The following is a 12,807-nucleotide window of genomic DNA, read 5'->3' on the forward strand; positions in this document are numbered from 1 at the left end:
AGATTGCAAAAACAAAACAAGAAGGCGGCTTCAGTGGGGAACGGAAGCCGCCTTCTCAAAAAGAAGATGAAAAAGAAGATCGCAAGAAAAAAATCAGGCGATGTCGGTGTCTTCGTCGCGGGTCGGCTCCTTGGACGGGTCGAAACCGGAGACGATGTACACCACGCGGCGAGCCGCGGACACGGCGTGATCGCCAAGACGCTCCATGAAGCGGCCGATCAGCACCACGTCGATGAGCTGCTGGTTGGTGCCGGACCAATCCGCGGACTGAGCCAGTTCAAAGGTCTTCTTGTGCAGTTCGTCGAGCTTGTCGTCGTTGATGATGATCTGTTCGGCGGTCTTGGTGTCGCGGTCAGACAGCATGGCCACGGTCTGGTCGGCGACGTCGTTCAGGAACGCCTGCATTTCGGCGAACAGCGGTTGGGCTTCGGCCGGCAGCGGGGAAGCCGGGTAGGTGCGGCGGGCGGCTTCGGCGATGTGACGGGCCAGATCGCCCATACGTTCGAAGGTGGTGGCCAAACGCATGGTGGAAACAACCACGCGCAGATCGGTGGCAACCGGGTTCTGCTTGGCCAGCAGCTTCACGCACTGGTCGACAACGCTGGCTTCGAGGGCATCGATTTCGATGTCGCCGTCGATAACGGCCTGGGCGGCTTCAAGATTCTGGTTCAGCAGCGCGTCGCCGGCACCGTTGATCGCCTTGCGCACGCCTTTGACCATGTGGTCGAGATCATCGGCAACAGCCTTGAGCTCCTCGTTGAAAATAACGCGCATGTGACTTGCCTTTCAATGCTTCATATATATCTGGGTTCGATATAACCTCTCACAAGTCTATTAGACAAACGCCATATTCGTAACCACTGCTCGTGTTGTTCCGTCAAAGTTCACCAACGCGTTCACCTTGTGTTCACGAACGAGCGGTGGTGTCGCGAGTTGGGGAGCCTCAAGAGTGTGCAACAATGAAACCATGGTTGAATCTTTGGGTTCGTGGTGGCGTTCGCTGACGCACCGCAACGACGATGATGAGCATGATGCCGATGACGACACATTGGATGATGCCACCAACGCGTTGCTTTCCATGCTGCCGTTGGCTTCCGTCGTAGTTGACGAGCATGACGAAGTGATTCGCGCGCACCCGTCGGCGTATGCGCTTGGCGTGGTGCGCGATGATGCCATCGCGGAAGAGACCGTGCTTCGCGCAGTGCATGAGGTGCGTTCCTGTGGCGGCAACAAACAATTTGATTTGACCACCACCACCCAATATGTCGCCCAGCAAGTGCCGAAGGCAGGCAAACCAACCACACGTGAAATCGCGCGCCAGGCACTGATAGGGCAGTCAAACCCCAATACTTCCGGCGCAACCGTTTCCCGACCCAACTGGCTGAAAATCATCGTCGGCAAACTCAATGAGAATCTCATGGTTGTGCTCATCAGCGATGTGAGCGAAAGCGTACGATTCTCGCAGGTGCGCGATTCGTTCATCACCAACGTTTCCGAACAATTGCTTGAGCCGACGCAATCATTGGAACAGCTGGCGGACATTGTGGAACGGGGCGGTGCCAGCCAACAGGACGTCGAACGCAACGCCACGCAGCTGCGTCAATCCTGTTCCCGTCTTGAGCATATGATTTCCGATCTGCTGCTGCTGATCAAAGCGCAGGAGCCAATCCTGCCGACCGCCGACAATCGCATCAACGTGATGGAACAGGTACAAGCCGTGGTGCAGGCGCATCTCGATATGGCTGCGCAACGCGGCATCACCATCGAGACCGGCGGTGACGAATCGCTATGCATCAATGGCGAAGCCGATCAGATTCAGGCGGCGCTCGCAAAATTGATTGAAAACGCGATTACGTATTCAAAAGACGGTTCTACGGTGAATGTCGTCGCCAAAGCCAATGAGGAGCATACGGAAGCGGTAATCAGTGTTCTCGATCGAGGCAAAGGCATCGCCATCGGCGAACAGAACCGTATTTTTGAACGGTTCTATCGCGGCAGCAATCAGAATGAGCATTCCGGTGACGGCATTGGCTTGGGACTTGCGATTGTCAAGCATGTTGCGTTGACTCACCATGGTTCCGCGTCGGTGTGGAGCAGCCCGGGGCAGGGAAGCACGTTCGCCTTGGTGCTGCCGTTGGGCGGGGAATGATGTAAGACATTCGGCAGATGTTGCAAATATCTCAAATGGAGATAATGCGATGCCCGTCTCGCTTTCGATAAGGCAAGACGGGCATCATATTTTTTTGAGGATTTTTCGGGGGTATATTGCCGATTACTCGCCAAGACGGCGATAATCCCAACGGTCGAAATGCTCCCAAACCAGCATGAGCACGCCGATGACCGTACCCGCTTCGCAGACGGTTTGCGCGCGTTCCGCGTCGATGCCGAATGCGATAAGTACGATGCAGACCACCAAAGCGATGGCCCATAGCGCGGTGCCAAACATGAATACCTTGCGTAGGTCGACGCGCACCGGTTTCGGCGAAGGTTTCCTCACGCTGGGATCAATAATCGGAGCAATCTTCATATCGCCACACCTTACCTTGCATCAGAGATGTTCCACCACGTAGTCGATACAGCGGGTGAGCGCATCCACATCGCTGGGTTCCACGGACGGGAACACGCCGATGCGAAGCTGGTTTCGGCCGAGCTTACGGTATCCGTTGGTGTCCACAATGCCGTTTTCGCGCAATGCCGCCACCACTTGGGATGCATTGATGCCATCGTTGATATCGATGGTGACCACGGCGTTGGAGCGCGCGTTCCTGTCGTTTACGAACGGGGAGGCGTAATCGGACTTCTCCGCCCACTGGTACAGCAGGGACGCAGACCTTGCGCAGCGGGCCGAAGCCCAGGCGAGCCCACCGTTGTCGTTGAGCCAACGAACCTGGTTTTCCAGCATGATCAGCGTTGCCACTGCCGGCGTGTTGAGCGTCTGATCCTTGCGGGAATTCTCGATGGCCGAAGTCAGGGAAAGGAACGGAGGAATCCAGCGGCGTGCGCCCGGAAGATCCACGCTTTTGGCGATGCCGTAGGCGCGTTCGATTGCAGCGGGGGAGAGTACGGCAATCCATAGTCCGCCATCGGATCCGAAAGCTTTTTGCGGCGAGAAATAGTAGGCGTCGGTCTGGCTGATGTCGACCGGCAGCGCGCCGGCGCCACTGGTGGCGTCGATCAGCGTGAGCGCACCCTGCTCCTTGGTGCCTGCGATGCGTTTGATCGGTGCGGCAACGCCGGTGGAAGTCTCATTGTGGGCCCAGCAATAAGTGTCCACGTATTCCGTGAGCTCAGGCAGGCGATATGTTCCCGGCTCTCCTGCGAAAATCTCCGGCTCCTCAAGGAACGGTGCGGATTGCGCTGACTTGGCGAACTTCGAGCTGAATGAGCCGTACGTGCCGAATGCGGCCTTGCGGGTGATCAGCGAGGCGCAGGCGATATCCCAGAACGCGCTGGCTCCGCCGTTGCCCAGCACCACTTCGTAGCCATCGGGAATCTGGAAGAATTCGGACAGTCCTTCGCGGATTGAGCCGACCACCTGCTTGATGGGGGTCTGTCGATGGGAGGTTCCCAGAAGATTACGGGCTCCCTTATCGAGCGCTTGGATTTGCTCCGGGCGGATTTTGGTCGGCCCTGAGCCGAAACGTCCGTCTTCCGGAAGCACGTTGGAAGGAATGGTCACAGTGTTCGTCATGACAACCTAGGGTAGTCAGATGGTCGGATTGTGCGTGGTGATGACCGCTTTTCGGAACCATGACGTGGCGATGATGACTGCGATATCCCGGTGTCGGTGTAGCCTGAGCTTCCGTGACGGTTCTGTAACCACGCGGTCATAAGCCTGCTGTGGTTGAAGTAATCCGCAAGGAGTGTTGATATATGAGGCATGCGGCGCATAAAGCTGCCAAGGTTTCGAATGAGCGTTTCAGCGTTGCCAAGGCGCTGTTCACCTCGAGCCGCGGTTCCCACACCGCCAAGGCCGTTCGTATGGTCCAGCTGGCAAATGGTGGGGGTGCCGTTGTAGGTCTTGAGCCTGCGGTTGCCGAAAAGCTGAATGAAGTGGCTCCGATGAGCCGCCGCGCCATGCGTGAAGCCGCTCGTGCGGCCGGTCGTCGCTCCGCATTCATGGCTTCCGCATCGCTGGCTGCGTTGGTTGGCACCGCGGCCACTGCCATGGCGGTCGGCCAGCAGAATGCGTCTGAAATGACTTTTGCCGACAATGCCACCACTACCACGCAGATGAAGCGTGTCTCCGACGATGCGGCATCCCGTTCCGAGTCCCGTAGCGATCTAGACGCTCTGGCCTCCACCAGCAATAGCGGTGATTGGCAGCTTGGCGAAACCAGTTCCTCCATGGACACGAATCTTCTGTCAAAGTCCATTGCCGACAATCCCAATGTCGCCGTTCTCATGGATCAGGACGCCGGTCTTCTTCCTTCGGGCTTCAATCCGAACCACGGCACCGGTGATACCGGCAATGACTATCCATACGGTCAGTGCACATGGTGGGCGTATACCCGTCGTGCACAGCTTGGCCTGCCTGCCGGAAGCCATTTTGGTGATGCGCGGAGTTGGGGTGATTCCGCTCGCGCTCTCGGCTATTGGGTTGACAATACGGCACGTCACGTTGGCGATATTGTGGTATTCGCTCCAGGCCAAATGGGCGCGGACAGCTATTACGGGCATGTCGCGATTGTCGAAGGAGTGAATGCCGACGGTTCGATTAAGATTTCGGAATCCAACGTCAGGGGTCTTGGCGTGATTTCCGATCGTACGTTCACTGCGCAGGAAGCTTCGCAGTTGACATATATCCATTACTGATTTCTCTGTTTTCGTTAATCTGCGCTTGCCGCACTTTTTTGGCGTAGCGTGATTGCGTCGGCGTGTCGCGTGATATGACACTGTTCTGGTTATCTTGCTGTTCTGCTGCGGGGGAACGTGTATGGTAGCTTCAGACACGATGAATATTGCTAAACGTTTCACGAGTATCTTCGCCGTTGTTGCTGTATCTGCCTTGTTGGGTGCGGCGGTTCCCGCCGCAAGCGCAGGCGGTGCTATGGCTGATACCACGGTAACCGCTACACGTTCTTTCCCGAAGACCACCGCGGCCAAGCGTGATTTTCTCGCCGAGCACACATCCACGGATGTTGAATCTAACGCCGATTGGGGTGGCATCGAAAGCTTGGATGTTCCCCAGACCGAGTCTCAGGCGGAAAAGGACCAGAAGGCTCAGGAGCAGGCTGAGGCCGAAGCTCAAGCACAGGCGGCCCAAGCTCAGGCACAGGCTGAATCTCAGGCTGCCAGTCGTTCTTCCGATCGTGCTTCCATCAGCGTTCCTACGGCTCCCGCGAGTGCCACTGGGCAGGCTCTGGCCGACTACGCTCTGCAGTTCCAAGGTTATCCTTACGTGGCCGGAGGCAATACTCCGTCCGGCTGGGATTGCTCTGGTTTCGTACAGTGGGTGTTCGCCCAGTTCGGGGTAAGCCTGCCGCATTATTCTGGCGCCCAGATGAGCGTTGGAACGGCAGTTGGAAGCATTGCCGAAGCAGCTCCTGGGGATATCATCGTCAATACTCAGCATGCCGCGATCTATATTGGCAACGGCATGGTGATCAACGCGCTGAATCCGGCTCAGGGAACGCAGGTCACTTCGCTGGCCGTGTTCTCAGGTGGCTATGCGATTCGTCGTGTGCTCTGAGTGAACATACGGTTTGATTTTTTTAAGGCGTATCCTTTCGGGGATACGCCTTTTTGTATGGAAAAGACCGAGTCGTTACTGACAAAACCGCATGTCGCGCGGTATGGTGGAGCCTAGAGGCGACGCATGGTCGCGTTGCCGAGGTGATTCAAGGAGGTCGTCCATGATTAACGACAAGGCAATCCTCGTTGGTGTTGATGGATCCCACGCCAGCTATAAGGCCACTTGGTGGGCTGCGAACTATGCGAAGCATGCGGGACTGACGCTGCAGATCGTATGCGCATACTCGTTGCCGAGCTATGCCGCTGTCTCCTTCGACGCGACATACACCGCCATGGGGGATGACAATGCGGCCCATAGCGACGCGCAGGAGATTCTTTCGAAGGCCAAGGCCATCGCCGACGAGCAGGGTGTTGAGGCTACCACGCTTATTGTTACGGGCGATCCGGCTTCCGTATTCGTGGAACTGTCTCGTAACTACAATCTCATCGTCATCGGCAATCGCGGCAAAGGCGGTCTGGCGGAACGTCTGCTGGGCACGACCAGCTCCAGTCTGCCGGCGTATGCATACTGCCCGATCGTAGTGGTGCCGTACACTGACGATGACGGCAATCTGATGCACTTGAACAACACCATCACCAAGGTGGCCGTCGGCTCCGACGAATCCAAGTGGGGTTTGAAGGCGCTGGAGATCGCGGCGAATTTCGCCGCCGCATGGGATGCCGAGCTGGATGTTATTTCCGCGGTGCCGAACATGAAGGGTTCCGACGACGAAGGTGTGATGGCCTCGTTCAAGGATGATCTGGAAGTGCGTATCAAGCCGCTTGAGGAAGCCCATCCGGATTTGAAGATCAACAAGCAGATCGTGCCTGGCCCGGCGGTTGGCGCGCTGACCAAGGCCAGCTATGATCACGACGTCGTCGTGGTCGGTTCCCGTGGTCGCGGCGGCTTCACTGGCCTGCTGCTCGGCTCCACCAGCCAGGGCTTGCTGCAGCACGCGGTCGGCCCGGTGTATGTGGTGCCCCGCAAGTATGTCGAGGCTGCGGAAACCCGTCTTGACACGGTTCCGAGCTCGCCGGCGGAAGTCAAGCCGAAGGCTCTTGACGATATCAAGGGTGTCGAGGAGGTGCCGGTTTCCAAGGCCGAGCCGGATGTGGTCGAAGCCATCGAAACCAAGATCGATCCCGATCGTCAGTAAATTCAACAGGTACATATAAAAAGGCGATTGCAACACTGCGAAAGCGTTGCAATCGCCTTTTTTTTTAAAAAAAGAAAACGTCAGTGCTTGATGATGACGTCCATGCGGACCGGAGTCTTCTCCACGTACGTATGCTTCACCGTGCAGCCCTTGTCGATATGACGAGTGACGCGTTCCTTAAGCTTTGCCGCATCCTCATCGCTCAGACCGGCGTCGGTGGCGTCGATGACCACCTGTTCGTCGAAACCGATGTATGCGTCATTGTCGGCGTCATAGGTGCCGTCCACAACGATTTTCGCGCCCTTGCCCTCGCCCAGCGTATGCTCGATGGCGAACTGGCTTGACAGTGCGGCGCAACCGGCCAGCGCGATCTTCATCAGGTCGCCCGGCGTGAACTGTCCACGACCCTTGCCGAACTTGATATGCGCGCCATCCTCGCCGAAAGCATCCCAAGAACCGTCTTTGTTACGCTCGACCCACAGTCTTTTGCCCATGGTGAACTCCTCATCGTCTTGCCGGGAGCGCCGTTCGCTCCTCGCCTACATACCTAATGTAATCCATTGATGCCTGTTCGCTAGGAGGCATTCCGAAAAGCGTAAACAATCAACGCGCGGGTGGCATATGCTTGACCTGCCGTTCTGTACTGTTAAGCTTGCAACCATGGCTTTGACACCTGAACAACTTGCAGATATCCGTACCCGTATTCCGGCACGCCCGGAAACCGACATTCCCATGCCATATGAAGACCTTGTGCGCAAGATCCTGACGGAAGGCACGTTGAAGTCCGATCGTACGGGCACTGGTACCGTCAGCCTGTTCGGCCAGCAGATGCGATTCGACCTGAGCGAGTATTTTCCGCTGCTCACGACGAAGACGGTGTTTTTCAAGGGACTTGCCTATGAGCTGCTGTGGTTCCTGAAAGGTTCCACGAACGTGCGTTGGCTGCAGGAGCGCAATGTGCATATTTGGGACGAATGGGCCGATGAGAACGGCGATTTGGGTCCCGTATACGGCGCGCAGTGGCGTAGCTGGCCGGCGCCCACGCCCGATGATCCGAACCGTACCATCGATCAGATCAGCAATGTGCTTGATCTTGTCGAGAATCACCCGGATTCTCGTCGTATGGTCGTGTCCGCTTGGAATCCTGCCGAAGTGGAGAATATGGCGTTGCCGCCATGCCACGCGCTCTTCCAGTTCTACGTGGCGGATGGCAAACTTTCGTGCCAGCTATATCAGCGTTCCTGCGACATGTTCCTCGGCGTACCGTTCAATATCGCATCCTATTCGCTGTTGACGTTGATGATCGCTCAGCAGGCGGGACTGCAGCCGGGGGAGTTCGTGTGGACGGGTGGCGACTGCCACGTGTACGACAATCACATCGACCAGGTGTTGGAGCAGTTGAGCCGCGATCCATACCCGTATCCGCAGATCCGTATTAACAAAGCCGATTCGCTGTTCGATTACGATTACAGTGATTTTGAAATCGTCGGCTACCAGCACCATCCAACCATCAAGGCGCCGGTGGCGGTCTGAGAGTCGTCGCCAGACGTTAGACTACTGACCCTAGTTCGACTGCAAGGAGTGAGTGAAATGGAGCATGACAGTAGCCGCAGTGGCTATCACGAACCCGAGCCCGGACTTGCCGGGCTTGAGGACGAGGAGGATTGGGGCGATGATTTCCCCAAGACGTTCTCGGTGAATCTGATTTGGGCGCAGGCCTGTGACAAGGAAGGTCATGACGGCGCCATCGGATTCGAGGGTGGCATGCCATGGCATCTGCCCGAGGATATGAGGCGTTTCAAGGAGCTTACCGTCTCGCATCCGGTCATTATGGGGCGTAAGACGTGGGAGTCCCTGAGCCCGAAGTATCGTCCGCTGCCGAATCGCGACAATATCGTGGTTTCGCGTGATCCGGCTTACACTGCGCCGGGAGCGACCGTGGTCGACAGTCTGGATGATGCGCTTGATCTGGCACGACAGGAAGCCATTCCGGATGACGGTCTTGACCGCAGCGAAATCTGGATTATCGGTGGCGGCCAGCTGTTCCGTGAGGCCATGCCATTTGCGGACAAGGCGTATGTGACGCAGATCAGCATGCATGCCGATGCCGATACCTACGCGCCCGACGTGAAGTCGCTGGTGGAATCCGGCGCTTGGAAGGTGCTTGAAGAGGGCGTGTGGCAGAACACGCGGAAGGGTTCCGGAGATATCGCCGGATTCCGTTTCATGACGTATGCGAAGAATCGCGAGGAGTAACCGTATGTATACCGTGATGACCGTGTGTACCGGTAATATCTGCCGTTCTCCCATGGCCGAAATCATTCTGCGCACTGAATTCGAGCGTCGTGGCCTTGCCGACAAGGTCAACGTCGAGTCCAGTGGCGTGAGCGACGAAGAGTATGGCAATCCGATCGATCGTCGTGCCGTCAAGGTGCTCCGTGAGCGTGGATATGAGCTGCCGGCACATCATTTCGCCCATCGCATCACCCGCGATGAGATCGAGCGTACCGACCTGTTTCTGCCGATGACCGCTTCGCATATGCGTGCGCTACTGCGTCAGCTGCCGCAGGCCAAGCGTGAGAACGTGCATATGTACCGTAGTTTCGATCCGAATCTTGCCAAGCCTGTCGCAGGCTACGAAAGTGAGATTGATTTGGTCGATCCTTGGTATGGCGGCGCCCGCGAATTCGAAGTGGCGATTGACCAGATTGAGGAAGTGGCCCCGTTCATCGTTGATTGGGTTGAGCGGCAGCTCTGACGATTGCATACGATTTTTCCGTCGAAAAGCCCGGTTCGCAAGAGCCGGGCTTTCTTGTATCCGTATGATTTCAATGATTTCGAAAGATCTTAAGAAATCGCAAGAGATTGCAAAAGTAATATTGCGCAATTGATGTAAATCAGAGAAAAATAGAAATGAAAAATAAAAAAGCGACCCCGGCCGGACTTGAACCGGTGACCTCCGCCGTGACAGGGCGGCGCTCTAACCAACTGAGCTACGGGGCCGTTGTTTCAGCCTTGCGACTGGCAACAGATAGATATATTACGGCAAAGTCGCTATCGTGCAAATTTCGGCGTGTCATCGATGAATATTCGTATGAATTGCTGAAAGAAAGTATTTGCTTAAACTGCGGCAGTAGTAGGGAAGAAAAGCAACGGCCGGTCGCATATGAGGGGAAAACTTCTCATATGCGACCGGCCGTTACCGTTGCGGTGCCGTGTTGTCGCTCACGACACTACGAATTGCTGGTGGAATCAGTCGGTCTGTTTCCAGGTCTCGACGTCGATGTGGTGTTCCGGATTGGCCTGCCATGCATCCCAAGCGGACTTCACGATGTCTTCGACGTTGTACTGTGCGTGCCAGCCCATCTCTTCGTTGATGCGCTTCGGGGAGCCGATCAGGTGCGGCGGATCGCCTGCGCGACGGGCCATGACGGTCTCTTCGAACGGCAGGCCGGTGACCTTCTTGACCTCATCGACGATCTGACGCACGGAGGTGCCTTCGCCGGTGCCGACGTTGAAGGCGTCGTACTTGCGTTCATCGCGGTCCAGATACTTCAGGGCGGCGATGTGGGCGTCGGCCAGATCGGAGACGTGGATGTAGTCGCGCACGCAGGTGCCATCCGGAGTCGGGTAGTCGTCGCCGAAGATCGCAGGGGCCTTGCCCTTCTTCAGACGGTCGAACAGCATCGGGATGAGGTTCAGGATTGCCGGATCCTCAAGCTCGACCGGGCCGCAGCCGGCCACGTTGAAATAGCGCAGGCCGCAGAAGCGAATGCCGTACGGCTCTTCGCAGGCGCGTGCCATCCACTCGCCGAACAGCTTGGTCTGGCCGTACGGGTTGATCGGCAGCATCGGAACGACGTCTTCCGGAACCACGTCGACCGGCGGAACGCCGTAGGTGGCTGCGGAAGAGGAGAAGACGAGCTTCTTGGCGCCGGAGTCGCGCATGCCGATGAGCACGTTGAGCATGCCGTTGATGTTCTGCTGGTAGTACCACAGCGGCTTCTCAACGGATTCGCCGACCTGCTTGCGGGCTGCGAAGTGGATGACGGATTCGACGCCTTCGGCCTTCATGATTTCGGCGAGGCGTTCGCCGGCACCCGGTGCGGCGATATCCATGCCGTACAGGCGGGAGCCTTCGATGCGGGTTGGCTTGCCGTAGCTCAGATCGTCAACGACGACGACCTGTTCGCCGGCCTGGTGAAGAGCGTGGACGACGTGAGCGCCGATGTAGCCGCACCCACCAGTGACGAGAACTGTCATGTTCTGTCCTTTCCTCCAAAATGAGCGTTAAAGCGCTTTGTTCGAAAAACAAACGTCCAACGAACGTTGTTCACTTTTGCTCTAGTTTGTTACCTTTTGAACAATTTGAGTATAACACATGAACAGGAACGCACATAATCGACCCTTTCCTGCGTTTCCTCTATAAATTAGGGTATGCAAGAAGATGTGAACACGCCGACTGAAAATCAAGTTAACGGCGAAAACGAACAAAGCATGTCAAAAACGCAAGATGAACAACGGGCTGATGCTGGCCAGCGTCCTGCCTTGTATGGGCGCAAGGTGTTGTCCTTCGTGCGTCGTTCCGCCAGGCTCGACGCACGCTTGCAGCGTGCATGGGATGCCTATGCAGATACGTATCTGCTGAAAATCAACGCGGGCGAGGGGTCGCTTGATGTGCGAGGCGATCTGGTGTTCGATCGGGCGTATATCGCGGATGTGTGGGGCAATGTCAATCCTCTGATTGTGGAAATCGGTACCGGCCAGGGGGAAAACGTTGTTGCGGCCGCTGCTGAACACCCCGATATGAACTTCCTGGCGCTTGAGGTCTATGATCCGGGCGTGGCGCATACCATGCTGCTCGCAGGCAAGCAGGGCCTGACCAATCTGCGCATCGCGCAGGTCAACGCTCCTGAGCTCTTCAAAGCCGCGGCGGATGGATCGATCGCTGAAGTATGGACCTTCTTCCCTGATCCGTGGCCCAAGATGCGCCACCACAAGCGTCGTATCGTGCAGCCGGAGCTTGCCGGCGAGATTCATCGCACGTTGCGGGATGGGGGAGTGTGGCGTATCGCCACCGACATCGAAGACTATGCATTGCATGTGCATGAGGTGATGGATGGTCTTGAAGGATTCCATAATGACGGCATGCTTACGGTGAGTTTGCCGGTCGAGCATGTTGGCAAGGGAAATGCCGACGAAGCGGCCGGTCTGCGACACGCCGATTTCACCGAATCCGAGCGTTTTTCCGGACGAATTCTCACGAATTTTGAGAAAAAAGGACTTGCTGCCGGTCGTGTGATTCATGACCTCACCTATCGCTGCGTATAGTGCCGGTTGGTCTGTTGTTGAAGTGCTGAAATGGCTTGATTTCAACGATTTTCAGCACTTTGGCAACGGGTTGATGGCGATTTTGCGACGCTGCGACACGCCGAGATTTGCATGTTCTGAGGATTCGCGTATAGTTAAGCGAGTTGTCACGCGGAAACGCTGAAAGCGCCCCCTTCGTCTAACGGTTAGGACACCAGACTTTCAATCTGACAACGAGAGTTCGACTCTCTCAGGGGGTACTTACCTTGGTAACAAGGTGGCAATGGCCCCGTAGCTCAGTTGGTTAGAGCGCCGCCCTGTCACGGCGGAGGTCACCGGTTCAAGTCCGGCCGGGGTCGCTCGAACAGATTCCTGTTCATGGCTCTGTAGCTCAGTTGGTAGAGCGAACGACTGAAAATCGTTAGGTCAGCGGATCGATGCCGCTCGGAGCCACCATGGCTTTGAAACCTCGGAAACATCCGAGGTTTCTTTGTTTTTGCCCACACGTATGACGATTGCGGCCGTATGTCTAGCGCCAAGCCACTGATGCCGGCTGTTGGTTGAATACGCGCTCGCATTGCGGGTAATCCCCCTAAAATGGTCGACG

The 12,807-nt window shown here is 56.6% G+C and carries 13 protein-coding genes and 4 tRNA genes; 11 read left to right on the forward strand and 6 right to left on the reverse strand.

Features of this window, described 5'->3' with window-relative positions:
* Positions 1-93: 93 nt before the first annotated feature.
* Entirely contained in the window at positions 94-774 is a 681-nt protein-coding gene (gene phoU, locus BBPC_RS02065) for a phosphate signaling complex protein PhoU (protein ID WP_004219921.1), read from the reverse strand.
* 193 nt (positions 775-967) lie between these two features.
* On the opposite strand from phoU, the gene BBPC_RS02070 reads away from it, so the two are divergent.
* On the forward strand, positions 968-2,149 hold the full coding sequence (locus BBPC_RS02070; RefSeq protein ID WP_004219919.1) for a sensor histidine kinase: 1,182 nt from the start codon (positions 968-970) through the stop codon (positions 2,147-2,149).
* Between the two features lie 123 nt (positions 2,150-2,272).
* Here the strand turns inward: BBPC_RS02070 and BBPC_RS02075 are convergent, their stop codons facing one another.
* Both BBPC_RS02075 and serC read right to left on the reverse strand, forming a co-directional pair.
* Positions 2,273-2,527: a DUF2530 domain-containing protein gene (locus BBPC_RS02075; protein ID WP_004219918.1), complete on the reverse strand. Its 255-nt coding sequence runs from the start codon at positions 2,525-2,527 to the stop codon at positions 2,273-2,275.
* A 21-nt stretch (positions 2,528-2,548) separates the two neighbouring features.
* Positions 2,549-3,691 carry a phosphoserine transaminase gene (gene serC, locus BBPC_RS02080; RefSeq protein ID WP_004219916.1) on the reverse strand — a complete coding sequence of 381 codons (1,143 nt, stop codon included), beginning with the start codon at positions 3,689-3,691 and terminating at the stop codon, positions 2,549-2,551.
* 182 nt (positions 3,692-3,873) lie between these two features.
* Here serC and BBPC_RS02085 point away from each other — a divergent pair, with 182 nt between their 5' ends.
* The 3 genes from BBPC_RS02085 to BBPC_RS02095 all read left to right on the forward strand — a co-directional run bounded on the left by BBPC_RS02085 (position 3,874) and on the right by BBPC_RS02095 (position 6,890).
* Positions 3,874-4,815, forward strand: a complete 942-nt coding sequence (locus BBPC_RS02085) for a CHAP domain-containing protein (RefSeq protein WP_004219915.1) — start codon at positions 3,874-3,876, stop codon at positions 4,813-4,815.
* A 121-nt stretch (positions 4,816-4,936) separates the two neighbouring features.
* Positions 4,937-5,692 (forward strand): C40 family peptidase, encoded by a 756-nt coding sequence (locus tag BBPC_RS02090; protein WP_004219912.1) that lies wholly within the window; start codon positions 4,937-4,939, stop codon positions 5,690-5,692.
* A gap of 163 nt (positions 5,693-5,855) precedes the next feature.
* Positions 5,856-6,890 carry a universal stress protein gene (locus BBPC_RS02095; protein WP_004219911.1) on the forward strand — a complete coding sequence of 345 codons (1,035 nt, stop codon included), beginning with the start codon at positions 5,856-5,858 and terminating at the stop codon, positions 6,888-6,890.
* A gap of 80 nt (positions 6,891-6,970) precedes the next feature.
* On the opposite strand, the gene BBPC_RS02100 is transcribed toward BBPC_RS02095, so the two are convergent.
* Positions 6,971-7,384 (reverse strand): OsmC family protein, encoded by a 414-nt coding sequence (locus tag BBPC_RS02100; RefSeq protein ID WP_004219910.1) that lies wholly within the window; start codon positions 7,382-7,384, stop codon positions 6,971-6,973.
* A gap of 238 nt (positions 7,385-7,622) precedes the next feature.
* Between BBPC_RS02100 and BBPC_RS02105 the strand changes: the two genes are divergently transcribed.
* From BBPC_RS02105 to BBPC_RS02115, 3 genes are read left to right on the forward strand one after another with little or no spacing between them, the layout of a single operon-like run.
* Positions 7,623-8,423: a thymidylate synthase gene (locus BBPC_RS02105; protein WP_171025347.1), complete on the forward strand. Its 801-nt coding sequence runs from the start codon at positions 7,623-7,625 to the stop codon at positions 8,421-8,423.
* A gap of 57 nt (positions 8,424-8,480) precedes the next feature.
* Positions 8,481-9,146, forward strand: coding sequence for a dihydrofolate reductase (locus BBPC_RS02110; protein WP_004219905.1), 666 nt, complete (start codon positions 8,481-8,483; stop codon positions 9,144-9,146).
* A 4-nt stretch (positions 9,147-9,150) separates the two neighbouring features.
* The gene (locus BBPC_RS02115) at positions 9,151-9,648 is read left to right on the forward strand and encodes a low molecular weight protein-tyrosine-phosphatase (protein WP_033524216.1); all 498 of its coding nucleotides are present in this window, start codon (positions 9,151-9,153) and stop codon (positions 9,646-9,648) included.
* 171 nt (positions 9,649-9,819) lie between these two features.
* Here the strand turns inward: BBPC_RS02115 and BBPC_RS02120 are convergent.
* Both BBPC_RS02120 and galE read right to left on the reverse strand, forming a co-directional pair.
* Positions 9,820-9,893: transfer RNA gene (locus tag BBPC_RS02120), tRNA-Asp, on the reverse strand.
* Between the two features lie 249 nt (positions 9,894-10,142).
* Positions 10,143-11,153 (reverse strand): UDP-glucose 4-epimerase GalE, encoded by a 1,011-nt coding sequence (galE, locus tag BBPC_RS02125; protein WP_004219900.1) that lies wholly within the window; start codon positions 11,151-11,153, stop codon positions 10,143-10,145.
* A 174-nt stretch (positions 11,154-11,327) separates the two neighbouring features.
* Between galE and trmB the strand changes: the two genes are divergently transcribed.
* From trmB to BBPC_RS02145, 4 genes are all read left to right on the forward strand, one after another.
* Positions 11,328-12,221, forward strand: coding sequence for a tRNA (guanosine(46)-N7)-methyltransferase TrmB (gene trmB, locus BBPC_RS02130; RefSeq protein ID WP_004219895.1), 894 nt, complete (start codon positions 11,328-11,330; stop codon positions 12,219-12,221).
* Positions 12,222-12,388: 167 nt separating this feature from the next.
* A tRNA-Glu gene (locus tag BBPC_RS02135) sits at positions 12,389-12,460 on the forward strand.
* Positions 12,461-12,485: 25 nt separating this feature from the next.
* Positions 12,486-12,559, forward strand: a tRNA-Asp gene (locus BBPC_RS02140).
* A gap of 21 nt (positions 12,560-12,580) precedes the next feature.
* A tRNA-Phe gene (locus BBPC_RS02145) sits at positions 12,581-12,656 on the forward strand.
* Positions 12,657-12,807 lie beyond the last annotated feature (151 nt).

It is taken from the genome of Bifidobacterium pseudocatenulatum DSM 20438 = JCM 1200 = LMG 10505 (assembly GCF_001025215.1).
Lineage (GTDB): Bacteria > Actinomycetota > Actinomycetes > Actinomycetales > Bifidobacteriaceae > Bifidobacterium > Bifidobacterium pseudocatenulatum.